Raw genomic sequence first — 21,531 nt, 5'->3', positions numbered from 1 at the left:
CGGTGTTGCCGGTCCGGGGGTCGCTGGCGTAACCCAGCCGATACGGATCCGGTACGACGGCGAAACGAACGAGCGGTGGACTGCACCAACGACCGCAGCACCAACCACCACGACAGGAGCACCCCGATGATCACCACCGTCGTCGCCGGCAACCCCAAGCCGGCCTCACGGACGCTCGACGCCGCGACGGTCGTGCTCGAACGCCTCACCGGTCGCGCCCCCGACCACGTCGTCGACGTCATCGACCTCGGCGCCGGCCTGCTCGGCTGGGGCGACACGGCGGTGTCCGACGCCGTCCGGACCGTCGCCGGCTCCGACCTCGTGGTCGTCGCGTCGCCGACGTTCAAGGCGACCTACACCGGTGTGCTCAAGCTGTTCCTCGACCAGTTCGGCACCGGTGACGGACTCGCCGGGGTCGTCGCGGTACCGCTCATGCTCGGTGCCGGTCCGGCCCACGCGCTCGCCCCGGAGGTCTTCCTCAAACCGGTGCTGGTCGAACTCGGCGCGACCGTCCCCGCCCCCGCCCTGTACCTGAACGACAAGCAGTACTCGGACCCCGCATCGACCGACGTCTGGCTCGCCCGTTGGCGGGACGTCGTTGTCGGTGCGACCGCCCGCCACCAGGAAGGAACCGCGTCATGATCAGCCCCTACTCCACCGAGGCCCCGGACCTCTCCGCACTCAAGCAGGCGTTCTCGGGCTTCCCCTGCGGTGTCGCCGCGCTGTCCGCCGTCGTGGACGGCGAACCGACCGTGCTCGTCGCGTCGTCGTTCACAGTCGGGGTCTCGCAGGACCCGCCGCTGGTGATGTTCGCGGTGCAGCACACCTCGACCACGTGGCCGGTGCTCCGCGACGCCGGCACGATCGGCGTCTCGATCCTCGGCGAGGGGCACGCGCAGGTCACGCGGCAGCTCGCCTCACGCGACAAGTCGGTCCGGTTCGTCGGGGTCGACACGACGGTCGCCGACACGGGAGCGGTCTTCCTGCAGGGGGCGCCGATCTGGCTGGAGTGCTCGGTCGAGCACACCTACCCGGCCGGCGACCACGACATCGTCGTGCTCCGCGTGCTCGGACTCATGTCCGACTTCGCGCACAGCCCGCTGGTCTGGCACCGGTCCGCCTTCGCGACGCTGAGCGCCTGACCTGCGCTGCGTGCCGGACCGACGCTGCGTGCCGGGCCGGCACGGGCAACGGACAGGAGGCCCGGATCACGTGAGCCGACCTGCTCACGTGATCCGGGCCTCCCGTCCACACCGCGGCGTCAGCCGCGCAGCGCCTCCGTCAGCTTCACGCGACTGCCCGTCCGCAGCAGCGCGTTCTCGTAGACGCGGGCGCCCACCAGCACGACGACGACCACCGCGGCGACCACGATCAGGAGCGACAGGATCGGCTCCCACCACTCGGCCGTGCCGAGGAAGATCCGCATCGGCATGCCGATCGGTGCACTGAACGGCACGTACGACATGATGCCGAGCACCGTCGGGTTGTTGTACGCGACGATGATCAGGATGTACGGGATCATCACGAGCATCATCACCGGCGTGGTGACGCTGCCGACGTCCTCCTGACGCGACACGAGCACGGCCGCCGCGGCGAACAGCGACGCGATGAGCACGAAGCCGACGGCGAAGAACCCGACGAACCACAGGATGCTCGGGCCGAGCATCGAGAACATGTTGTCCTGCCCGGTCACCGCCAGGGTGACGACCGCGGCGATCGCCACGGCGACGATCTGCGCGAACGCCATCACGCTGTTGCCGAGGACCTTGCCGGCGAGCAGCGCCCTGGCCGAGATCGCGGACATCAGGATCTCGACGACCCTGGTCGACTTCTCCTCGACCACGCTCTGCGCGATGGACTGGCCGAAGGTCACGGCCGAGGCGAAGTACACGACGCCGAACGCGATGGCGATGAGGTAGACGAGTCCGCCGGGCAGCGCGTCCGGGTCGAGCAGTTCGATCCGCGGTGTGACGCTCAGCGCGGAGACGACGTCGGTCGGGGCTTCGTCGAGGCCGACGACCTTGTAGCCGAGCGGGTCGTCGGACGGCACGATCGCCGCGTCGACGTCGCCGTTCTGCACGAGCCGTTCGGCGTCCGCCACCGAGGTGGAGTCCGTGACGTCGAGGCCCGCGGTGGTGGGCAGCGAGACACCGTCGACCACGGCGACCGGCGTGGTGTCGTCGGCGGCGGCCTTGCCGACGATGCCGCCGACCACGATGGACGCGACGACCATGCCGATCAGGATGAGGGCGGAGACCACGAAGGCCTTGCTGCGGATGCGTGCCTGGATCTCGCGTGCGGAGACGAGCCGCACGGCCTGCACGAAGGAGTCGTTCATCGGATGACCTCCCGGAAGACCTCGCTGAGCCGCGGGACCCGCGGGGCGAACGACCCGACGGTGCCCTGCTGGACGGCCCGCTGCAGGACGTGTTGGGCGGTGGACGGGTCGGCCTCGAAGACGGCGTAGCCGCCGTCGAACTCGCGGACCGTCACACCGGGCTCGTCGCGGAGCCAGGCGACGTCGCCGTCGACCAGCAGCTCCCAGGCGGCGGGCCCGGCCTGCTTGCGGAGTTCGTCCTGCGGGCCGGCGGCACGGATGGTGCCGCCCGCGATCACGACGACGTCGTCGCAGAGCCGTTCGACGACGTCCAGCTGGTGGCTCGAGAACAGCACCGGGACCCCACGCGCCGCGGTCTCGCGCAGGACGCCCAGCACCGTGTCGACGGCCATCGGGTCGAGGCCCGAGAACGGCTCGTCGAGCACCAGCACCTCGGGGTCGTGGGCCAGGGCCGCGGCGATCTGCACCCGCTGCTGGTTGCCGAGCGACAGCTTCTCGACGGCGTCGTCGGCGTGGCCGGTGAGCTCGAGCCGTTCGAGCAGCTCGGTGGTCCGCGTGGTCGCCGCGCGCTTGTCGACGCCGTGCAACCGGGCCATGTAGGTGATCTGCTCGGCCACCGGCATCTTCGGGTACAGCCCGCGTTCCTCGGGCATGTAGCCGAAACGGCGGCGGTCGGCGGGCCGGACCGCGGTGCCGTCGATCGAGACGGATCCCGCGTCGGCCTGCAGCACGCCGAGCATGATGCGCATGGTGGTCGTCTTGCCGGCGCCGTTGCCGCCGACGAACCCGGTGAGGCGGCCGTTGCCGACCGTGAACCCCACGTCGTCGAGCACCCGGCGGTCGCCGAAGTGCTTCGTCACCCCTTCGATGGTGAGCATGTCGTACCCCTCTCGCGACGGCCTGCGCCGCCTGCGTCGACGCTATTGGCCGGGAGGCACGGGGCGCCTCCGCCATCCGGCGGGACTTCGGCGGGTGGTCGGCTCCACCGCGCGGGGGAGCGGGCGGGTGGGCTGCGTCGTCCCGCGGTGCCGTGGTGTGGCTCGGTGCGGTGCGGTGCGGTGCGGTGCCGTGCCGGATGCATGTGCATCTTCCGACGTTCCACGCGTCGAACGACTCACGTTCTGTCGGAACATGCACCCGCACGCAATGCGTGTGCATCTTCCGACGTTCCACGCGTCGAACGTCTCGTGGAACGTCGGACTTCGCGGCGGCGGCCGGTCGGCGAGTCGGGCTCGGTCAGCCGGCGACGCCGTGCTCGAACGCCCAGACGACGGCCTGGATGCGGTCGCGCAGCGCGAGCTTCTGCAGCACGTTCGACACGTGGGTCTTCACGGTGGCGTCACCGACGTACAGCTCGGCGGCGATCTCGGCGTTGCTGAGGCCCCGGGCGAGCAGCCGGAGCACTTCGGTCTCGCGCTCGGTGAGTCCGGCGGCTGCCAGCGCGCCGTCCGCGGTCCGCGCGCTCGCCACCGGTGCGGCGGTCGCACGGCTGATCACCCGGCGCGTGACGTCGGGCGCGAGCAGGGCGTCCCCGGCGGCGACGGTCCGGACGGCGTCGATCAGCCGTTCGGGGGAGGCGTTCTTCAGCAGGAAGCCGCTGGCACCCGCCTCGAGTGCCTGGAACAGTGCGTCGTCGCTGTCGAACGTCGTCAGGATGAGCACCGCCGGCGGGTCCGGCAACGCTGCGATCCGCCGAGCGGCCTCGAGTCCGTCGACGCCGGGCATCTGCACGTCGAGGCAGACCACGTCGGGGCGCAGGGCCCGGACGGCCTCGACCGCACGGGCGCCGTCGGGGGCCTCGCCGATCACCCGGAACCCCGGCTCGGACTCCAGGATCACGCGGAACCCGGCCCGCACCAGCTCCTGATCGTCTGCGAGCACGATCGTCAGGTCGGTCGCGCCGTTCGGGTCGTTCGTCTCGTTCACGTCGTCGGCAGCCATGCCCGCACCAGGTAGCCTCCCCGGGCGCGTGGCCCGATCTCGATCCGTCCGTCCACGGCTGCGACCCGCTCCCGCATGCCGATGTGCCCGAGGCCGCTGCCCGACGGGTTCCGCGCAGCACGGTCGCCGTGCCCGTCGTCGGTGACCTCGACCTCGAGCCCGTCGTCGAGGTACCTGAGCCGGACGTCGGCGCGGGCGGTGGGCCCAGCGTGCTTGAGGACGTTCGTCACGGCCTCCTGCACGATCCGGTACGCGACGGCGGCGACCGTCGGCGGCACGGGACGCTCGTTGCCCACGACCACGTACTCGGTCGGGTGACCGGCGACCCGAGCGGACTCGGCGAGCTCGACGATGCGTGCGATGCCCTCGGTGCTCGGAGCGTCCCCGACACCGCGGTCACCGATGCCTGGTTCGTCCGCCGACCGCAGGGTGCCGAGCATCCGCCGGAGCTCCTCCACAGCCGTGCGCGCACTCTCCTCGACCACGCCGAGCGACGCCGTCGCCTGCGCGGGATCACGGTCGATGACCCGTCGGGCAGCGCCGGCCTGCACGCCCATCAGGGACACGTGGTGCGCGACGACGTCGTGCAGTTCGCGGGCGATCCGGACCCGCTCGATCGTCACGGCCTGGGCAGCACTGCGCTCCCGTTCGGCTGCCAGCTCCGCGGTGCGCTCGTCGAGCTGGTGTCGGGCGACGGCCGAGGCCCAGGCCCGGTTGCCCGCGTACCAGGCGGCGCCGAAGTAGATGACGTTGATCACGATGTTCAGCAGCGAGTACGCGATGTACGGGGGGATGAGGGCGCCCTCGTCGTTGGGCAGTGCGTTCGGTACCGCCCAGCCGAACGAGATCGCGAGGAACAGCCACGCGAACATCCCGCCGATGACGACCCACCGGACCGTCTCGGCCCGCACTCGGTCGGCGCACCACGCACCGACCGAGTACAGCGAGATGAACAGGGTGAAGTTGACCAGGAACACCTCGGGCACGTGCAGCAGCTGCGTGGCCGCGAACGCCAGCGCGGACACCACGGCAGCGGACATCGGGAACCGGCGGCGGAACGCGATCGGGACGGCGTTCGCGACGATCATCAGGGCCGAGACCCACCAGGCCGCCTGGTCGTCGCCGTAGATGCCGGACGCCCCGTACAGGACGGTGGTGATCGCGAGCGCAGCGGCGAAGCCGACCGCGAAGACTGCGTCGCTGCGCAGCTCGGTCGGGCCGACGGGTAACCGTCTCCATTGCTCTGACCCCACGGCCGACACGCTAGCGGACCGCGCCGAACGCTCCAGCTCGTTCGTGACATTCGTCACTACAGCCAGCAGGTCCAGGAGGCCAGACTCCCGTTGGGGTCACGACAACCAACAGAAAAGGGGTGACGCGTGAAGGACGATCGCGTCTTGCAGATGGTCGCACAGCGGCTAGCCACGATGCCCGCGCCGGACACCAGCCGGGCGATCATCGACGTCGAGCGGAACCATCCGGTCCTCGGCACACCGGCGATCGCCTTCTGGGGCGGGGCCACACTCGTCGCGGCGTTCTACGACGCAGGAAGGCAGGCAGGTTGATGTCCGTCCAGATGAAGATCGCCGAGATCCTCGACGAGACCGAGTGGGACACGGACAACGCGTCCATTGAGCCAACCCCTCGGCGGCCAGAACTCGGTCTTCCGGCCGTCGTCGCGACGCTCGGCGTCGCGAACGCCCTGGTGGCGGCCTACAACAAGGGCAAGGCCGACTGCGGCGGTTGACGTTCGTCGTCCAGGGCGACCCCGCTCGGTCAGGGTCGCCCTGGACGATCTCCACGGCACCGGTTTTCCGCGGATGTGTCGGCCAGGGTCGAGTATTTGACGTTCATGAACAGTAAAGGTGAAATCGAGACTCATGTCAAGGCTTCCATCGTCACGGGCGAGGATCGTCGCTCCCCGGGCGACCGAACGGACCGTCGGCTCGACGCTGTACCGATCCGAGGTGATCGGAGCGGTCCCCGCACTGCTCGCCAGCGCTGAGACTCTCTACAACTCGGCCCGTCGAGCGCCGACGCTCACGGACTGGAGCATCTCCCGCCAGACCTATGCCGGAGCCCCTCGGATCGTGCGGGCCGGACTCGACCTGGTCGCTCGCGACCGTGTCAACACGGCGATGCACGTGATCAGGGTGGTCTCGAACGCGACGTTGCTCGTCGCTCCTCCGAAGTGGCGGCTCGTCAGGGCTGCTGCGAGTCTCGCCAGCGGCTTGAGCACGGCGCTCCTCTCGCCGCGCGAGCGGTACGGAAGCGACGGCGCTGACCAGGCCACCGCAGTGGTCCAGATCAGCAACGGCGTGGCACGCCTCGGACAGACGAGACCACGGGTCGTCGACGCGGCCGTCTGGAACGTCTCGCTCCAGTCCTGCTTGTCGTACACCGCGGCCGGCTGGATCAAGCTCGCAGGTGGGTCCTGGCGGGATGGGAGTGCCGTCACCGACATCCTGCGGACTCGTGCTTACGGGAACGAGCGCATGTGGCGACTGCTGGACCAGCATCCGGCCATCGGACGCGCGCTGACCTGGACGGTCCTCGGCTTCGAGTGTGCCTTCCCGGTGGTCTACGTCCTCCCGCCAGCTGCCGTCCGAGGCCTCATGACTGGTGCCCTGGGCTTCCACCTCGTCAACGGACACGCTATGGGGCTGTGGCGCTTCGTCTTCGCGTTCGCCAGCATGCACCCGCACCTGACGGCCACGACTAAGGACCGGCGCACGGGGATGTCGACGGCCACTCCGGTGATGGCGGTCGCAGCGACCGGTGGTGCGATGGCCGTGTCGGTGATCGCATCGATCCTCCGCCGTCAGCGGGTGCGGAACCAGACCACGATGCAGGTGGACTCCGGCGCGCGGCTCGGGGTCGAAGTGGTGCCGGGCGACGACTCCAAGCCCATCGTCGTGTTCGAGAGCGGGCTCCTTGGGCTGCCGGAGCACTACGCCTGGCTCCGCCGATCACTCCACGAGGCCGGGTACGCCACCGTCGCGTACTGTCGTCCGGGCTACGGAGCAAGCGGTGATGCCGACGGCGGGGATGTGTCCGTGTCGCGAGCAGCCACGAACCTCGCTGCCCTGGTTCGCTCCGTCCGCTCGGACCATCCAGGCGTCGTCCTCGTCGGGCACTCCCTCGGCGGCGAGATCGTGCGGCGGGTCGCCGAGACATCGGATGCGATCGCGGGCGTGGTCTACCTCGATCCCACGCACCCGGATCAGCTGAGTCGTTCCGAAGCGCAGCGAGCGACCGTGCGCGACTTCTCTGACAACCTCGCGTCGTTCGACATCTCGACCCGGTTGTCCCTCGGGACCTTCCTCACCGTCCCGGCGTGGATTCGCACGCTCCCGTCCGACGCTCAGGCGCGGGCTGCCGACCAATTCCGGGACGGCCGGCTCTGGAACGCGGGTCGGAAGGAGTGGACCGCGATGCGACACGACCTCGCGCAGGGTGCCCCGGTGGGGCCGAACGCATCGGTGGCGGCGCTACTGGTGAGCGCAGGGCGGACGCTCCAGGGTGATCCGGACATCCTCGCGCTGCACAACGAGATCATCGACGCGCACACCGGAAACGCCCTCGTGCGGAACGTGGTCATCGACGACGTGACACATGACTCGATGTTGACGAATCCTGACCACGCAGCGCGACTCGCACAGACGCTCCGCGCGTTCCTCGACGACCTCGGACCAGGCGGCGCGTACACCGTGGTCCGCGGCGACGGAGCGCGATCCGGTTCCGGGTTCCGTCCGGAGTCGCACGAGGAGGCAGCCGCATGATCGCCCCGATGGCGTTCGGGGCGCATCTCGCCGCGACGGTCTTCACGCAGCTGCCGGGCAACGGGTTCGGTCGAGTCCGCGAAGTCGATCTGTTCGCGCTCGTACCGAGTTGGAGGTTCTTCGCGCCCAAGCCCGCCACGACCGACTACCACCTCTTCGCTCGCGGGCTCGTCGCCGGAGGATCGACGACCAGCTGGATCGACCTCCACCCACCGGTAGATCGGACGTTGCGGCACGCGGTCTGGTTTCCCGAGCACCGGGTGCAGAAGGCCGTCTTCGACGTCATGACCGATCTGCTCAGTGTGTTCCGCTCCGTGGATGGGCTCTCGGTCAATGAGCAACCGCCCTATCGAGTGCTCGAGGGCTACGTGCGACGCCTCGCGGACGTCCGCCCAGAACTGGCGGCGTCCGACGATGTCCAGTTCTGCATCGCCACGAGTACGGGCTTCGATGAGTCGATCGACCCCGCGGTGCTGTTCGTGTCTCGGCGGATACCCGTCACCGAGCCTGCCGACGCTGCAGCGGTGCGCGCATGACCGACGTGACCGACTACGGGGCACAGTTCGCTGACATCTACGACGACCTCATCCCGAGAGCGTCGTTCACCGAAGACATGGTGCGGTGGGTGCTCGCGCTCGTCGACGAGGCGACTCCGTCCGTGCTCGAGTTGGGTGTCGGGACCGGACGCGTGCTCGTGCCGCTCGCTCGTGTCCTCCGCGAGCGAGGTTCGAACGCCTCGCTGGTCGGGGTCGATGCGTCCTCCGAGATGCTCGCGCGTCTCGACGCCACCGCACTCGGCCTGGACGTGTGCGGCATCACGGCCGACATCCGGGCGTTCCGGACTGAGGAACGGTTCGACATGGTGCTCTGTGTCTGCAACACCATCGGGATGAGCATCGATCCCGGTGCGGAGGCCGAGGTGTTCCTGACTGCCGCAGCCGCGCTGCGGCAGGGCGGGGTGCTGGTCGTCGAGACACAGAACGCAGAGCTTGTCCGCGGGTTCTTCGGCCCGGATGGCCCGGGCGCCGTCTTCGCGCCGTACCCCGGGCGCACACGTGGCTTGGTCTCGTTCGGCTCGGTCGTCGATGACGTCTTCCACGCCGACCAGGTCTGGATCGACGGAGACCGCCTGATCCGACGAAGCGAATCGGTCCGCCTGGCCGACGTCGCCGACCTGGTCCGGTGGGCAGATGCCGCAGGGCTGCGGCTCGAGGGCCACTACACCGATCTCAGCGGACAGCCGGCCGACCGGCCGTCCGTACACGACGTCCTCGTGTTCCGGGCTCACTGACCCCACCGGGCGAGGGCGAGGGGCCGAGCCGCCCGGCTCGGCCCCGCCACCGGTCCGGCGCTTCGTGCCGGACGCCGATCCACTGAACACAAGGAGAACACGATGACATTGATCGAGAGCATCACCGAGCAGGCCAGCGTTCACGAAGCGAGAACCTCCCGAGACCGCGCAGCGTTGGTCGACTCGTCCGCAGACGTCGTGATGGGAACGCCGACGTTCTTCTTGGCCGGTGTCGGCGTTGCGCAACTGATTGTCACCACGCTCGACTGAGTACGCCACGACCGGGCGGTCCGAGTGGGTCCGTCCGGTCGTCCGGTCGATCATTCGCTGTGCCGTCTCAGGTGGAATGTGGTTCTGCGATGGTCCGCAGCACGGTCAGATGATGCTCGAAGGCGTCGCGCCCGTCGTCCGTGATCGCGAGCCAGCTCCGTGTACTGCGTCCGACCCGCAACCGACGAACCCTGACGAAGCCGGCGTCCCGGAGGACGGTGGCGGCCTGCGACAGTGTGGAGTCACTGACTTCGAGGGCATTGCGGACCGCGCTGAACTCGGCTTCGTCGACCGTGCGGAGCAGGGCCAGCAGCGAGAACCGAACCGGTGAGTGCACCCGGTCGTCGAGCTCGTGCCGTGGGTGCGGCCCCGGTGTCATCGGCGATGCGGCCGTGCGAGCACCGCAGCCACGATGAGGGGTGCGGCGACGACCAACGACGTCGCACCCCAGGCCGCCACTGAAGCGGGGGTGTCGAGGCCTCGCAGTAGCAGGGCTTCGAGTGGCGCGACGGCGAGCAGATACAGGATGCCGGTGGTCACCCAGGCTGCTGTCATGAGCCTGTTGCCGCCTCGTGGCACGACGCGTCGAGTAGCGGCCACAAGCCAGAGTGCGACTACGACCGCTGCTGCGATGACGAGGCTGGGGAGTCGGGGGGTGCCCAGTCCTTCGACGAGGAACACGAACGCAGCGACGACCACGGCACTGCACAGGAACACCGGGGACTGCCATCCGCGGCCGTGTCCGAGGCGGGCTTCGGGTCCGGAGGATCGATCGAGAGCACTCATGTTCATAGATCCTAAACGTGTAATCGGGTCAGGACCTGATGTCCCAGCGGAACACCAGCTTCGCGACGAACCCGCCGAGTGCCACCCAGCTGAACGTGGGCAGCAGGAACAGCCAGGTCGCCCCGAGGTCCCCGGTCCACGACGCCTCGGCGAGCAGCGCGATTCCCCCACCGGGGAGCCACCCGGCGATCGGTTGGTCCGACATGAGGGCCCACACGGCCACGACGATGGTGCCCATGAACACCGGGAGGCACGTGTACTGCGCGCTCTCCGGCGAACCGGTCACTCCCGCAGTGGCCATCGCGAGGGCAATGAACATCGCCTCAGCGGCGATGACCGTGACGCCGAGCAACCACGGGTGCGCGAGCGGATCGCCCGTGGTCGCGCCCAGCACGATCAGGACTAACGCGAGCTGGACGAGGTTGACGACCACGATGGGGAGCGTCATCCCGAGCAGGATGTGCACATCGGACGGCACGGTGCTCCGGAGGCGCTTCAAGAAGTGGGTCTGCCGTCGTGCCGCAAGCGTCGTGGTGGACACGGAGTAAGTACCCATCGCGCTGAGACCGACCACGATGCACGCACTCGCGTACGCGGCTGAGCCGTTGCGCGCTCCGGAGAACACGAAGAACGCGCCGAACGCGATCGGCAGGAGCACTGCACTCGCGAGGACAGTCCGGTTCCGGAGCAACATGAGCAGCTCGGCGCGGGCGATGGCGGTCACTGGTCGGTCTCCGCCCCGGGCTGGTCGCGACCGAGCCGGTCGAACACGGCCTCGAGCCGTGGTGCGGCCGTCGTGAGGTCCGCGACGCTTGCGCCGGTCCGGTCTGACCATGCGAAGACCGCTCGCACGGTCGACTGGACGTCGCCTGTCCGGATCGTCATGCGGCCGTCGTGGTCGCGGACGGCTTCGAGGTCCATGATCGCGGATCCCGAATCCGTCCGGAACGAAACGGCGCCAATCTCTTGCGCGAGGATCTCGCTCGCGCTGCCGTCCGAGACGATTCCGCCTGCGTGCATGAGGACGATGCGGTCAGCGTGCCGTTCTGCTTCTTCGAGGTAGTGCGTGGAGACCACGACCGTCGTCCCCTGTGCGCGGAGGCTGTCGATGTGTGCCCAGATCCCGGACCGTGCTGTCGGGTCCAGCCCAGTCGTCGGTTCATCGAGAAGCAGGAGCTCCGGTTCGCCCCACACGGCAGCGGCGAGGTCGAGTCGTCGGCGCTCTCCGCCGGAGAGTGACTTCACCGGACGACGAGCATGGTCGGTCAGGCCGACGAGGTCGAGCACACGGCCCAGCTCGTCGTGTCTACCGGAGACCTCGCCGAGTACTCGGAGGCACTGCGTGACGGAGAGGTCCGGGGAGGTGCCGCCTTCTTGGAGCACGACGCCCGTCCGGCGGTGCACCTGCCGGCGGTCCCGAGGGTCGAGGCCGAACACCCGGACCGATCCCTGGTCCGGGGTGGTGTGGCCTTCAAGGACGTCGAACAAGGTCGACTTCCCTGCTCCGTTCGTGCCGAGCACGGCTGTCACTTGGCCGGCGGGGACGTCGAGATCGACGTGGCAGAGCACCTGGTTGCCCCCGAAGCGATGGTTGACGCCCCGGGCCTCGATGACGTGGTCCAGTGCAACAGGATGCATGGAGTCAGTCTGTGGCTCGAAGGTGCTCTGGCACAGTGACAGACAGCAGCGTCGCGCATGACAATTGTCAGGTCGCGACGCTAGGCTCGGGCGAACGTCGGCAACACAATGTTAGATATCGGGGGATGTCCATGGCGATAGAGGCTGTTCAGCAGGGTGGACGAGTGGCAGCGGGGCTGCCGAGTGCGGACCCAATGAGACGACTGCACCGCTACACGACGCTCAGCCTCGTCGCTGCACTGGCCCTGACCGCCGTCTCGCTGGCACCGCGAGTCGAGGACATCACCGTGCGGGCGATCTTCCTGATCGGCGCGGCCGTCGCCTCGCTGCTCGCAGTCTGGTGGGACCGCCGCGCTCCGAGCGCGCTCTTCGCCAGCGGAGTGGTGTTGACCGCTCCGCTTTGGGCTGTCGGCGCGCTCGCCGGAGAGGGCCTCGCGGTCATCCCGGTCGCACTGGTCCTCGCGTTCCGTACGCCGCACGTCCGTCAAATGGTCGTCCACGTGGCGGTACTGGTGACGGCGCTGATCGCCGTGCCCACCGTTGTCGCGTCGGCTGACCATGACGGCGGTACCTTCTTCGACATCGCGGTGATCGCGTTCGTCGGCTTCGGTGCCGCCTATGGGGTGGTGCTCCTCAACGGCTACGCCTGGCGCCTTGCTTCGGGCATCGCCGCGGCGGGACGGGCGGAAGCCGAGCTCGCTGTCCTTCGAGAGCGCGTTCGGTTCGCGAGTGATCTCCACGACGTGCAGGGACACAGCCTCCACGTGCTCCGGATGCGCCTCGCCACGGCTGAGGTGCTCCTCGAGCGCGATGGCCGAGCGGCTGCGGACGAGCTCCGCGCGGCGTCCGAACTCGTCGAGGACTCGATCCGGATCGGTCGATCGCTCGCCTTCGGGGAGCGCGAGGTCGTGCTCGAACAAGAGGTGACGAACGCGGTGAACCTGTTCGACGCCGCCGCTATCCGATGCGAAGTCGATGCTCGCGGTACCGTGCCGCCCGAGCGGAACAGGCTCTTCGGTCAGCTCGTCCGGGAGAGCGCGACGAACATCCTTCGTCACGCGCAGGCGACGTGGGTGCGGATCGAGATCACCTCCGACAGCGTGCTGGTCGAGAACGACGGTGTGTGTCGGCCAGCTGCTGCGCCGCGAGGGCTCGCGACGCTCGGCGGCCGATTCCGAGCCGATGGCGGTTCGTTCTCGAGTGGCGTCGTCGACGACGTGTTTCGAGTCCGAGGTGTCGTCGCGTGACGACTGTGCTCGTCGCCGAGGACGAAGCGCTCCTGCGTGCGGCGCTCGTGTCGTTCATCGGGCATGCAGAAGGGGTCGACGTGGTCGCCGAGTGCGCGAACGGGGCCGAGGCAGTTGCCGCGCACGCGCGTCTCTCACCGGACGTCGTCGTGCTCGACCTGGAGATGCCGGTCCTCGACGGGCTCGATGCGGCCACGGCGATCCTCGCTGCGCGACCGGACGCAGCCGTGCTCATCGTCACGAAGCACGCTCGACCTGGAGTGCTCCGTCGTGCGTTGCGTGCTGGTGTCCGCGGGTTCCTCTCCAAGGACGTCGGACCAGCCAAGCTCCTCGAGGTGGTGGAAGAGCTCGCGGCGGGCCGGCGCTACGTGGACCCCGACATCACCGCGGCGGCGATGTCGGACGACAGCCCGCTCACCGATCGCGAGTCGGAGCTGCTCGAGTTGACCGAGCTCGGGATGAGCGTCCGCGAGATGGCGGCAGCCTTGCACCTCGCGCCGGGCACCGTCCGGAACTACCTCTCGACGGCCATGGCGAAGACCGGGACCTCGTCTCGTCTGTCCGCGGCGCGCTCGGCGCGCGCGCGGGGCTGGGCCTGACCTGACCCGACCTGAGTACGGGTGCATCGCGCTGCGTTGGGCGGTCGGTGCGCGGCCGGAGTAGGTTCCCGCCATCGAGCAGGGGAGTCACCATGCAGTTCCTCGTCAACGTCATCGACGACGGGCAGGCCGACGCCGCCGGTCGCACGGAGTCCGCCACCCAGGCCGAGGCCACTGCGGTCGATGCCCTGAACGAACGCCTGGGCGACGCCGTCGTGTTCGCCGCCGGGGTGTCCGCCCCCGCCGACGGCACCGTCGTCGACGCCCGTGGCGGCGGTTCGGACACCACGCCCGGACTGGTGGCCGACAGCTCCGAGTTCGTCGCGGGGTTCTGGGTCATGGAGCTGCCGGATGCCGAGACGGCGCTCCGTGTGGCGCACGAGGCGTCGCAGGCGTGCAACCGGAAGATCGAGCTGCGTCCGCTGCTGTGACGGCGGCGTCACCGTGCGGAGGGCCTCCGCGCCTGCCGACCACGGCGGGCACGGCGCTCGCCGCAGTGACGAGCGCCCCGACCACGAACGTCACCGCGTAGCCCGCCGTGCCGACGAGTGCGCCCGACGCCGCCGCTCCCACGGCCTGCCCGAGCACGAGCGCGACGAAGAGCACCGACGTCCCCGCCGACGACCGCGCAGCGTCGAGTTCGGTCGTCCAGGCGATCAACGCGCCGGTCGCCGCCGTGTAGCCCCAACCGAACACCGCACACGCCAGCATCGCCACCGCCGTGGACTGCGGCGCGGTACCGAGCGTGACGACGGCCACCGCCACGGCGCCCGCGGTCACCGCCCAGAGCGTCCGTGCGCGGAGGCTGCTCGTCCACCGAGCCGTCACGGCGACCGCAGCACCGCCGACCCCGAGCGCGATCCACGCCGACACCGACACCACGACGGGCGCGCCCGCGTCGACCAGCGCGGAGCGGCCGTAGGTCCACACGACCGCCGATCCGGCACCGAAGAGCAGCGCGAGCGCGATGACCCGTCGGTGCGCCGCGAACCACGCCGTCGCGGGTGCGGCTGGCAGGTCACCGCCAGACCCGCTCCCACGGGACACCACCAGCAGCACGACGCCGACGACGAGTGCGAAGACCCCGGACCACGCCCAGGCCGTCCGCCAGTCCGGCAGGAGCACGAGTGCGAGCGCCCCGGCGGCGATCAGTCCCGGACCGGTCCCTGAGTTGACGACCGCCTGCGCCGTCCCCTGCGCGGACCCCGGCACCGTGCGCGACACGAGCCGCACGAGAGCTGGTGAGGCAAGTCCGGCCCCGGTCGAGGCGACCACCGCGGCGATCCCGAAGGACCACGGCCCCGCCGCCGCTGCCATCGCGAGCGCACCGACCCCGGCGACCCCGGCGGCTGCGGCGACGAGCACCCGGGGGACGCGTGCGGCGACCAGGAACCCGACCACCGCGCCGACGCAGTACATCGCCGAGGCCCCCGAGGAGACCCACCCGGCGGCGTCCGGGCGCAGGCCGAGGTCACGTTGGACGTCGGGCAGGAAGAGGCCGAACGCCAGGCGCACCAGCCCGTACGTCGCGGCGATCAGCGCCAGCCCGCTGCCGAGGAACACCCACTGTCGTAACGAAAACGATCGTTTCACTTTTGAGAGCCTAGGGTGCTTGCATGGCGATGCGTCCAGGAACCGAGCAGCGGCTGCTCGACGCGGCAGAGGAGCTCTTCTTCACGCGGGGCATCGCCGCCACCCCGATCGACGCCGTGCTCGACCGCGCCGGGATCTCGAGCGCCACGCTCTACCGCGGGTACGCGAGCAAGGAAGCCCTGGTCGCCGCGGCCCTCGATCGCCGGCACGACCACTGGCTCGCCACGTGGGACCGCGCGGTCGAGGCTGCTCCGGACGACCGTGGCCGCCTGCTCGCGGTGTTCGACGCGCTCGACGACTACCGGTCGACCGCCGCCGGCTCGCGCTGGTGCGCGTTCCTCGGGACCGCTGCCGAGTACGCGGACGCCCCAGCCGAGGTGCACGAGGTGCTCGACCGCGAGACGGGTGCGCTCCGGACCCGGCTGACCGAACGTGCCGCGCCCGTCGTCGGCGAGCGCGCCGGGGCCCTGGCTGACCAGCTGTTGCTCGTCGTCTCCGGGTACCTGGCGATGCGCCTGCGCGATCCGTCGGTCGGCACGGCGACGGCGCGCGCGGTCGCCGCGGCGCTCGTCGCAGCAGCCTGACCGCTCGCCGCAGCAGCCTGACCGCTCGTCAGCGCCCCGGGGTTCTCCGACGCTGCGCTGGGTATCTTGCCCGGTGTGCAGCGACTCTCCTCGACCCTCGTGATGAAGCGCGTGACCTCTGACGGAACGGTGCCCCTCGGATGACCCGTTCGCGTGCGTCGACGATCACCCGTCGGTCGCTGCTGATCGGGGGAGTCGGCATCGTCGCCGCGGGTGCAGCCGCCGAGGCGGTGAACCTCGACCTGCTGCCGGGTCGGTCGACGATGTACCGCGTGCTCGGGCTCAACGGTGCCGACGGTACGATCCCCGACGTCGACCCGGTCCCCTCGGTCTCCGGCACCTTCGTGTCGGCTTCCAGGAAGGGGCGCACGGTCGGCTGGACCATCGCCGCTCCGGCGTCGGACACCCCGCTGCCGGTGGCCGTCGCGTTGCACGGCTACGGCGACGACCACTCGGCGTTCTTCGGGCGGGAGCTCGGATGGGACCGGTTCCTCGCGGCGCACATCACGGGTGGCGGCGCTCCGTTCGCGATCGCCTCGATCGACGGCGGCAACCGCTACTGGCACCACCGTTCCGACGGGGACGACCCCGCAGCGATGGTCGTCGACGAGTTCCTGCCCCGGATCGCGCGGCGCGGGTTCGACACCGACCGGCTCGCGCTGACCGGGTACTCGATGGGCGGGTTCGGCGCCCTCCGGCTCGGCGGGGTGCTCGGTGCGTCCCGCGTCCGCGCCGTGTCGGCGATCAGTCCGGCGCTCTGGACGTCAGCAGCGGACACCGCCCGCGGAGCCTTCGACGACGCGGCCGACTTCCGTGCGAACACGGTCCTCGGTCGGCAGCGCGCGCTCGACGGGATCTCGGTCCGTGTCGACTGCGGCAACGGTGACGGGTTCGCTCCGGCGGCGCACGCCTACGTCGACGGTTTCGCGTCGCCGCCCGCCGGGGGTTTCGAGCCCGGCGCCCACACGCACGGCTACTGGCGCCGCCTGGCACCGCAGCAACTCGCCTTCCTCGGCCGTCACCTGGGTCGCTGACCCAACCCGCGCCCTGGGCGGTCGCGGACGCGGACGGGAGGCCCGTGGCGGCCCCGCACCGCGCCTCCAGGCCACCGATCGGTCGCGCCCACGGCCCGTGCCGCGTGGCGAGCAGCGCTCAGGCTCGCCCGCGGTTGCGGCGCCGGATCTCCTTCGGCGCCCGACCAGCGATGAAGGACCTCGCAGGATCGACGAGGAAGCCCTGTCGTAGGGCCTCGCGCCCGACGAGCATCCGGAACCCCATCTGGTCGCGGTTGCTCAGGGTGACCTCGGACACGACGGCGCGCCCGGCCAGGGTGATCGTGGTGAGCACGACGATGCGCTCCTGGGTGTGCCCGGTCGAGCTGCGGATGATGCGCCGGTCGTGCACGTCGCACTCGATCGTGACGGCGTCGGCATCGGTGTCCTGCCACGGGTGCACCGAGAACCGGACCCGGTCGCCCGGGAGTTCTTCGAGGTCGAACGCGTGCAGTGCCGAGCTGCGTGCACCGGTGTCGAGCTTGACCTTGATCCACGGCAGACCGAGGTCCGGCAGGCCGGCCCACTCGCGCCAGCCGGCGACGACGAGCCCGCCGTCGGGGGACTTCGGAGCACGGGCCATGTGCCCATCCTGTCCCATGCGCGACTGTGCCGGTCAGGCGGGCGGGTTCGGCACCATCCGCACTGCGCTCTTCCGCGGCGGCCCGGGCAGCACCGAGACGCCGGCTGCCTCGGCCGCACGTGCTCCGTCGATGACCGCGGTCGCGCCGCCGAGCGACGGTGCCGGCCCCGCGGTTCCGAACAGTGCCCACGCCTCGCCCCCCGGGTCGAACCGCGAGTCGTAGCGGAGCGCATCGACCCGGTCCTTGAACAGCTCGGCCCATGCCTGCGTCACGGCGTAGTCGCCCATGGTCGTGAGTTCGCTCGTGACCCCGAAGCGTGCAGCGCCTGCGCCGCTGACGTGGGCGGAGCTCGCATCGGACGGCGGGGTGATCGTCGAGACGCGGAGGACGGCAGCGTCGGCAGCGCTCACTTCGTTGCGGCGGACCTTCGGGCCGAAGAACTCTCGGACAGCGGTCGAGGCCGCGGCTGCGAAGCAGCACGTGCCGTTCGGTTCCCGGAGGTTGAAGCGGCCGTGGGGGTGGCTGGCGAAGTACCAGGGCGCGAACTCGGCGAGGTGCGCGCGGAACACCTCGGCGGGGAGTCTGCCCCCGTCGGGGAAGCCGGTCAGGTCGAGACCGGCCGGTGGCGCGGTCTGGACGACGTCGGTGCGTACGACCGTGGTCATCCGAGTCGGAACGCTCCGGCGAGTGCGGCGAGACGGACCGCTTCGTCCGCGCGGTCCGTCCGGAGCGCCTGGGCCGGCGTGAGTCCGTCGAGTTCGTCCGCCGGCGCGTTCAACCACACGGCATCGCCCCAGGGGTCGACCCGGTCGGGGTCCAGGCCGGCCAGGACATCGCGCAACCGTGGCAGCAGGATGCCCCGTGCATCGAACTGGAACGACGGGTAGAGCCGGAAGCCGTCGGCTGACAGCACGCAGAGCACGTCGCCGACCTTGGCCTGCGCGTCGAGGGTCTGCCGGCTCATCTGGAACCACTTCCGCAGGCCGGCAGTGTCGTAGAACGGTCCGACGCGCTCGTCGAGCACATCGGCGCCGGGGATGCTGGCGAGCATCCGCTCCGCGACGGCGTCCATCGATCCGTTCACCCGCTCGACCTCGGCGAGATCGATCAGGTCCACGTGCCGCAGGAGCGCGGCCACGAGGCGATCCCGGAGGTCGTCCGCCGCACCGGTGGAGGTGGTGGTCGGTGGCGCGACCGCCTCGGTCGAGGAAGGTCTCCGCGATCGGACACGCCACTCGGACGACGCGGGTCGCCGCGACGTTGACCGTCCGGACCCTGCGAGTCGAGGGGTCCGATTGCTCCGGGTCGCCCGGAGACCGTACTGGTTCTTCATCATTGCGCCTACCGTCCGATCAGTCAATCCAGCGTACCGCACAAGCGTCAAAAGAGTACAACGCGCTCGCTCTCCAAGGCGGTCAGTGGCATCGCGGCGCGGGCGTGCTTGGATGGACCGTCGCCGTCGATCCCACCCCGCGGAGAACCCCTCGATGAAACTCGCCATCCTGTCCCGCGCCCCGCAGGCGTACTCGACCCAGCGCCTCCGTGCTGCGGCGCTCGACCGCGGCCACGACGTCAAGGTGCTGAACACGCTGCGCTTCGCGATCGACCTGTCCGGCGAGGACCCGGACCTGCTGTACCGCGGCAAGCTCCTGTCCGACTACGACGCGGTGCTGCCCCGGATCGGCAACTCGATCACCTACTACGGCACCGCGGTGGTGCGGCAGTTCGAACAGATGGACGTGTACACGCCGAACACCGCGACGGGCATCACGAACTCGCGCGACAAGCTCCGGGCGAACCAGATCCTGTCCCGCCACCACATCGGCATGCCCGCGACGACGTTCGTGAACAGCCGGGCCGACGTCCGCGGCGCGATCGAACGGGTCGGCGGGGCCCCGGTCGTGATCAAGCTGCTCGAGGGCACGCAGGGGATCGGCGTGATCCTGGCGCCGGAGGAGAAGGTCGCCGAGTCGATCGTCGAGACGCTGCACTCGACGAAGCAGAACGTCCTGATCCAGTCGTTCATCTCGGAGAGCCGCGGTCGTGACATCCGCGCGCTCGTCGTCGGCGACCGGGTGGTGGCCGCGATGCGCAGGACGGCGTCGGGGGACGAGTTCCGCTCCAACGTGCACCGTGGCGGCACCGTCGAGAAGGTCACGCTGTCGCCGGAGTACGAGGCGGTCGCGGTCCGGTCGGCGCAGATCATGGGACTCAAGGTCGCCGGTGTCGACATGCTCGAGGGCAACGACGGTCCGCTCGTGATGGAGGTCAACTCGTCACCGGGGCTCGAGGGCATCGAGCGTGCGACGGGTCTGGACGTCGCCGGCGCGATCATCGACTTCATCGGCAACCAGGTGGCCTTCCCCGAGATCGACGTGCGCCAGCGGCTCAGTGTGTCGACGGGCTACGGCGTCGCCGAGCTGCTCGTGCACACCAACGCCGACCTGGTCGGGAAGACGATCAAGGAGTCGGGACTGTGGGACCGGGACATCACCGTGCTGACCCTGCACCGGGGCGCGACCGTCATCCCGAACCCGCGCAGTGGCGTCGAGCTGCAGGCCAGTGACCGGCTGCTCTGCTTCGGCAAGCTCGAGGAGATGCGCTCGATGGTGCCGGACCGTCGACGCCGTCGCAGCAAGATCCGGAAGCTCCCGAAGGACGCCTGACACCGCGCGTCCAGCCGAGCCGGACTGCACACACAGGTGAAATGAGGAAGTATGTGTCGGTGACGATCATGACGGAACGGCCGGTCGACCGGGCAGCGAGCAGTGACCGGGCGCCGAGCAGTGAACCCGAGCAGCCCGGCAACGCCACGGCGAAGCACCACAACGTCTCGCTGCTGTCCGTGGCGACGACGACCGCCGAACGCGTGACGACCTCTGCGGACATCGAAGCGCGGCTGCGCGGCGTGCTCCGCCGCCTCCGTCTGCCGATGGGACTGCTCGAGCGGGTCGCCGGTGTGATCGAGCGCCGCAACTGGGGCGAGGGCCAGACCTTCCAGGACGCCGCCATCGACGCCGGCCGTCGCGCCATGGCCGAGGCGGGGGTGCGTCCGGACGAGATCGGGCTGCTGATCAACACCTCGGTGACCCGTCCGCACCTCGAGCCGTCGGTCGCCGTGCGCCTGCACCACGGGCTCGGTCTGCCGTCGTCCGCGATCAACTTCGACATCGCGAACGCCTGCCTGGGGTTCGTCAACGCCATGAGCGTCGCCGCGGGCATGATCGACTCCGGTCAGATCAAGTACGCGCTCGTCGTCGACGGCGAGGACGCCGACCAGGTGCAGCTCAACACCATCGACCGCCTAAACCAGGGCGGTCGGAACCGCAAGGACTTCATGAGCGAGTTCGCGAGCCTGACCCTCGGGTCCGGTGCCGCGGCCGCCGTGCTCGGCCCGGCGGACCTGCACCCCGAAGGACACCGGATCGTCGGCGGCGTCACCCGCGCGGCGACCCAGTGGTACGACCTGTGCGTCGGCAGCGTGGACGGCATGTTCACGGACGCCAAGATGCTGCTCAAGGGCGGCATGGAGCTCGTCGTCGCGGCCTGGACCGAGGCCCGTGCCCACTTCGACTGGGCCGACATGGACCGTTACGTCCTGCACCAGGTCTCCGACGTGCACACCAACGCGTTCGTCGAGGCCATCGGCATCCCGCGCGACAAGGTCCCCACCACCTACCAGCGCTTCGGCAACGTCGGCCCGGCGTCGATCCCGATCACCCTGGCCGACGAGGTCGAGTCCGGCGGCATCCGCCGCGGTGACCGCGTGTTCCTGGGCGGCGTCGGTTCCGGCATCAACACGGCGATGATGGAACTCCACTGGTGA

Annotated in this window: 27 protein-coding genes; 15 read left to right on the top strand and 12 right to left on the bottom strand. The window is 70.0% G+C overall.

Going from position 1 to position 21,531, the window contains the following annotated elements; translation table 11 throughout:
- Window positions 1-126 precede the first annotated feature (126 nt).
- Both M4960_RS07120 and M4960_RS07115 read left to right on the top strand, forming a co-directional pair.
- The gene (locus tag M4960_RS07120; protein ID WP_173170430.1) at window positions 127-642 is read left to right on the top strand and encodes an NADPH-dependent FMN reductase; all 516 of its coding nucleotides are present in this window, start codon (window positions 127-129) and stop codon (window positions 640-642) included.
- On the top strand, window positions 639-1,142 hold the full coding sequence (locus M4960_RS07115; RefSeq protein ID WP_123673676.1) for a flavin reductase family protein: 504 nt from the start codon (window positions 639-641) through the stop codon (window positions 1,140-1,142). The genes M4960_RS07120 and M4960_RS07115 overlap by 4 nt, the downstream gene beginning before the upstream one ends.
- Window positions 1,143-1,261: 119 nt before the next feature.
- Here the strand turns inward: M4960_RS07115 and M4960_RS07110 are convergent, their stop codons facing one another.
- The 4 genes from M4960_RS07110 to M4960_RS07095 all read right to left on the bottom strand — a co-directional run bounded on the left by M4960_RS07110 (window position 1,262) and on the right by M4960_RS07095 (window position 5,532).
- Window positions 1,262-2,338 (bottom strand): ABC transporter permease, encoded by a 1,077-nt coding sequence (locus tag M4960_RS07110; protein WP_248703864.1) that lies wholly within the window; start codon window positions 2,336-2,338, stop codon window positions 1,262-1,264.
- Window positions 2,335-3,216 (bottom strand): ABC transporter ATP-binding protein, encoded by an 882-nt coding sequence (locus M4960_RS07105; RefSeq protein ID WP_123341174.1) that lies wholly within the window; start codon window positions 3,214-3,216, stop codon window positions 2,335-2,337. Before M4960_RS07105 ends, M4960_RS07110 begins: the two co-directional genes overlap by 4 nt.
- Window positions 3,217-3,574: 358 nt before the next feature.
- A complete protein-coding gene (locus tag M4960_RS07100) occupies window positions 3,575-4,279 on the bottom strand; it encodes a response regulator transcription factor (RefSeq protein ID WP_123291748.1) in 705 nt (234 codons plus the stop codon).
- Window positions 4,261-5,532 (bottom strand): sensor histidine kinase, encoded by a 1,272-nt coding sequence (locus M4960_RS07095; RefSeq protein ID WP_248703863.1) that lies wholly within the window; start codon window positions 5,530-5,532, stop codon window positions 4,261-4,263. Before M4960_RS07095 ends, M4960_RS07100 begins: the two co-directional genes overlap by 19 nt.
- A 126-nt stretch (window positions 5,533-5,658) precedes the next feature.
- Between M4960_RS07095 and M4960_RS07090 the strand changes: the two genes are divergently transcribed.
- The 6 genes from M4960_RS07090 (at window position 5,659) to M4960_RS07065 (ending at window position 9,622) form a co-directional block, all read left to right on the top strand.
- Window positions 5,659-5,844, top strand: coding sequence for a hypothetical protein (locus M4960_RS07090; RefSeq protein WP_248703862.1), 186 nt, complete (start codon window positions 5,659-5,661; stop codon window positions 5,842-5,844).
- Entirely contained in the window at window positions 5,844-6,026 is a 183-nt protein-coding gene (locus M4960_RS07085; RefSeq protein WP_194646975.1) for a hypothetical protein, read from the top strand. Before M4960_RS07090 ends, M4960_RS07085 begins: the two co-directional genes overlap by 1 nt.
- A gap of 220 nt (window positions 6,027-6,246) precedes the next feature.
- Window positions 6,247-8,061, top strand: coding sequence for an alpha/beta fold hydrolase (locus tag M4960_RS19655; RefSeq protein WP_248703861.1), 1,815 nt, complete (start codon window positions 6,247-6,249; stop codon window positions 8,059-8,061).
- A complete protein-coding gene (locus tag M4960_RS07075) occupies window positions 8,058-8,597 on the top strand; it encodes a DUF5819 family protein (protein ID WP_248703860.1) in 540 nt (179 codons plus the stop codon). Before M4960_RS19655 ends, M4960_RS07075 begins: the two co-directional genes overlap by 4 nt.
- Window positions 8,594-9,352, top strand: a complete 759-nt coding sequence (locus M4960_RS07070; protein ID WP_248703859.1) for a trans-aconitate 2-methyltransferase — start codon at window positions 8,594-8,596, stop codon at window positions 9,350-9,352. The genes M4960_RS07075 and M4960_RS07070 overlap by 4 nt, the downstream gene beginning before the upstream one ends.
- Before the next feature lie 102 nt (window positions 9,353-9,454).
- Entirely contained in the window at window positions 9,455-9,622 is a 168-nt protein-coding gene (locus M4960_RS07065) for a hypothetical protein (protein WP_194626511.1), read from the top strand.
- Window positions 9,623-9,689: 67 nt separating this feature from the next.
- Here the strand turns inward: M4960_RS07065 and M4960_RS07060 are convergent, their stop codons facing one another.
- Genes M4960_RS07060 through M4960_RS07045 form a run of 4 tightly spaced genes read right to left on the bottom strand, consistent with a single transcriptional unit; the run spans window position 9,690 to window position 12,046 of the window.
- A complete protein-coding gene (locus M4960_RS07060; protein WP_248703858.1) occupies window positions 9,690-10,001 on the bottom strand; it encodes a transcriptional regulator in 312 nt (103 codons plus the stop codon).
- Window positions 9,998-10,408, bottom strand: a complete 411-nt coding sequence (locus M4960_RS07055) for a hypothetical protein (RefSeq protein ID WP_248703857.1) — start codon at window positions 10,406-10,408, stop codon at window positions 9,998-10,000. Before M4960_RS07055 ends, M4960_RS07060 begins: the two co-directional genes overlap by 4 nt.
- A gap of 28 nt (window positions 10,409-10,436) precedes the next feature.
- Window positions 10,437-11,132, bottom strand: a complete 696-nt coding sequence (locus M4960_RS07050) for an ABC transporter permease (protein WP_248703856.1) — start codon at window positions 11,130-11,132, stop codon at window positions 10,437-10,439.
- Window positions 11,129-12,046, bottom strand: coding sequence for an ABC transporter ATP-binding protein (locus tag M4960_RS07045; RefSeq protein WP_248703855.1), 918 nt, complete (start codon window positions 12,044-12,046; stop codon window positions 11,129-11,131). Before M4960_RS07045 ends, M4960_RS07050 begins: the two co-directional genes overlap by 4 nt.
- On the opposite strand from M4960_RS07045, the gene M4960_RS19650 reads away from it, so the two are divergent.
- From M4960_RS19650 to M4960_RS07030, 3 genes are all read left to right on the top strand, one after another.
- Window positions 12,031-13,293 (top strand): sensor histidine kinase, encoded by a 1,263-nt coding sequence (locus M4960_RS19650; protein WP_248703854.1) that lies wholly within the window; start codon window positions 12,031-12,033, stop codon window positions 13,291-13,293. The genes M4960_RS07045 and M4960_RS19650 overlap by 16 nt on opposite strands.
- Complete coding sequence (locus tag M4960_RS07035; RefSeq protein ID WP_248703853.1) at window positions 13,290-13,892, top strand: response regulator transcription factor; 603 nt, start codon at window positions 13,290-13,292, stop codon at window positions 13,890-13,892. Before M4960_RS19650 ends, M4960_RS07035 begins: the two co-directional genes overlap by 4 nt.
- Before the next feature lie 92 nt (window positions 13,893-13,984).
- Window positions 13,985-14,323: a YciI family protein gene (locus M4960_RS07030; protein WP_248703852.1), complete on the top strand. Its 339-nt coding sequence runs from the start codon at window positions 13,985-13,987 to the stop codon at window positions 14,321-14,323.
- Here M4960_RS07030 and M4960_RS07025 read toward each other — a convergent pair.
- A complete protein-coding gene (locus tag M4960_RS07025) occupies window positions 14,229-15,485 on the bottom strand; it encodes an MFS transporter (RefSeq protein ID WP_248703851.1) in 1,257 nt (418 codons plus the stop codon). The genes M4960_RS07030 and M4960_RS07025 overlap by 95 nt on opposite strands.
- A gap of 23 nt (window positions 15,486-15,508) precedes the next feature.
- Between M4960_RS07025 and M4960_RS07020 the strand changes: the two genes are divergently transcribed.
- Both M4960_RS07020 and M4960_RS07015 read left to right on the top strand, forming a co-directional pair.
- Window positions 15,509-16,069, top strand: coding sequence for a TetR/AcrR family transcriptional regulator (locus M4960_RS07020; protein ID WP_248703850.1), 561 nt, complete (start codon window positions 15,509-15,511; stop codon window positions 16,067-16,069).
- A 140-nt stretch (window positions 16,070-16,209) separates the two neighbouring features.
- Window positions 16,210-17,103, top strand: coding sequence for an alpha/beta hydrolase family protein (locus tag M4960_RS07015; RefSeq protein ID WP_248703849.1), 894 nt, complete (start codon window positions 16,210-16,212; stop codon window positions 17,101-17,103).
- A 118-nt stretch (window positions 17,104-17,221) separates the two neighbouring features.
- Here the strand turns inward: M4960_RS07015 and M4960_RS07010 are convergent, their stop codons facing one another.
- The 3 genes from M4960_RS07010 to M4960_RS07000 are packed head-to-tail and all read right to left on the bottom strand — an operon-like array spanning window position 17,222 to window position 18,843.
- Entirely contained in the window at window positions 17,222-17,704 is a 483-nt protein-coding gene (locus tag M4960_RS07010; protein ID WP_248703848.1) for a RimK/LysX family protein, read from the bottom strand.
- A gap of 33 nt (window positions 17,705-17,737) precedes the next feature.
- The gene (locus M4960_RS07005; protein WP_248703847.1) at window positions 17,738-18,370 is read right to left on the bottom strand and encodes an RES family NAD+ phosphorylase; all 633 of its coding nucleotides are present in this window, start codon (window positions 18,368-18,370) and stop codon (window positions 17,738-17,740) included.
- Entirely contained in the window at window positions 18,367-18,843 is a 477-nt protein-coding gene (locus tag M4960_RS07000; RefSeq protein WP_148058237.1) for a hypothetical protein, read from the bottom strand. Before M4960_RS07000 ends, M4960_RS07005 begins: the two co-directional genes overlap by 4 nt.
- A 349-nt stretch (window positions 18,844-19,192) precedes the next feature.
- On the opposite strand from M4960_RS07000, the gene rimK reads away from it, so the two are divergent.
- Both rimK and M4960_RS06990 read left to right on the top strand, forming a co-directional pair.
- Window positions 19,193-20,371, top strand: a complete 1,179-nt coding sequence (gene rimK, locus M4960_RS06995; RefSeq protein ID WP_123291758.1) for a 30S ribosomal protein S6--L-glutamate ligase — start codon at window positions 19,193-19,195, stop codon at window positions 20,369-20,371.
- A gap of 53 nt (window positions 20,372-20,424) precedes the next feature.
- On the top strand, window positions 20,425-21,531 hold the full coding sequence (locus tag M4960_RS06990) for a 3-oxoacyl-ACP synthase III (RefSeq protein WP_111084764.1): 1,107 nt from the start codon (window positions 20,425-20,427) through the stop codon (window positions 21,529-21,531).

Source organism: Curtobacterium sp. MWU13-2055, assembly GCF_023242305.1.
GTDB lineage: Bacteria > Actinomycetota > Actinomycetes > Actinomycetales > Microbacteriaceae > Curtobacterium.
The sequence above is the reverse complement of the archived record's forward strand: the minus strand, read 5'-3'. Positions and strand labels throughout refer to the sequence as shown.

Bases quoted from the DNA above. Each gene is read 5' to 3' on its own strand.
- rimK (WP_123291758.1), top strand. From the start codon at position 19,193: ATGAAACTCGCCATCCTGTCCCGCGCCCCGCAGGCGTACTCGACCCAG.
- M4960_RS07055 (WP_248703857.1), bottom strand. From the start codon at position 10,408: ATGAGTGCTCTCGATCGATCCTCCGGACCCGAAGCCCGCCTCGGACAC.
- M4960_RS07005 (WP_248703847.1), bottom strand. From the start codon at position 18,370: ATGACCACGGTCGTACGCACCGACGTCGTCCAGACCGCGCCACCGGCC.
- M4960_RS07085 (WP_194646975.1), top strand. From the start codon at position 5,844: ATGTCCGTCCAGATGAAGATCGCCGAGATCCTCGACGAGACCGAGTGG.
- M4960_RS07060 (WP_248703858.1), bottom strand. From the start codon at position 10,001: ATGACACCGGGGCCGCACCCACGGCACGAGCTCGACGACCGGGTGCAC.
- M4960_RS07110 (WP_248703864.1), bottom strand. From the start codon at position 2,338: ATGAACGACTCCTTCGTGCAGGCCGTGCGGCTCGTCTCCGCACGCGAG.
- M4960_RS07120 (WP_173170430.1), top strand. From the start codon at position 127: ATGATCACCACCGTCGTCGCCGGCAACCCCAAGCCGGCCTCACGGACG.
- M4960_RS07030 (WP_248703852.1), top strand. From the start codon at position 13,985: ATGCAGTTCCTCGTCAACGTCATCGACGACGGGCAGGCCGACGCCGCC.
- M4960_RS07070 (WP_248703859.1), top strand. From the start codon at position 8,594: ATGACCGACGTGACCGACTACGGGGCACAGTTCGCTGACATCTACGAC.
- M4960_RS07105 (WP_123341174.1), bottom strand. From the start codon at position 3,216: ATGCTCACCATCGAAGGGGTGACGAAGCACTTCGGCGACCGCCGGGTG.
- M4960_RS07065 (WP_194626511.1), top strand. From the start codon at position 9,455: ATGACATTGATCGAGAGCATCACCGAGCAGGCCAGCGTTCACGAAGCG.
- M4960_RS07045 (WP_248703855.1), bottom strand. From the start codon at position 12,046: ATGCATCCTGTTGCACTGGACCACGTCATCGAGGCCCGGGGCGTCAAC.
- M4960_RS07075 (WP_248703860.1), top strand. From the start codon at position 8,058: ATGATCGCCCCGATGGCGTTCGGGGCGCATCTCGCCGCGACGGTCTTC.
- M4960_RS07020 (WP_248703850.1), top strand. From the start codon at position 15,509: ATGGCGATGCGTCCAGGAACCGAGCAGCGGCTGCTCGACGCGGCAGAG.
- M4960_RS07100 (WP_123291748.1), bottom strand. From the start codon at position 4,279: ATGGCTGCCGACGACGTGAACGAGACGAACGACCCGAACGGCGCGACC.
- M4960_RS07115 (WP_123673676.1), top strand. From the start codon at position 639: ATGATCAGCCCCTACTCCACCGAGGCCCCGGACCTCTCCGCACTCAAG.
- M4960_RS07015 (WP_248703849.1), top strand. From the start codon at position 16,210: ATGACCCGTTCGCGTGCGTCGACGATCACCCGTCGGTCGCTGCTGATC.
- M4960_RS07010 (WP_248703848.1), bottom strand. From the start codon at position 17,704: ATGGCCCGTGCTCCGAAGTCCCCCGACGGCGGGCTCGTCGTCGCCGGC.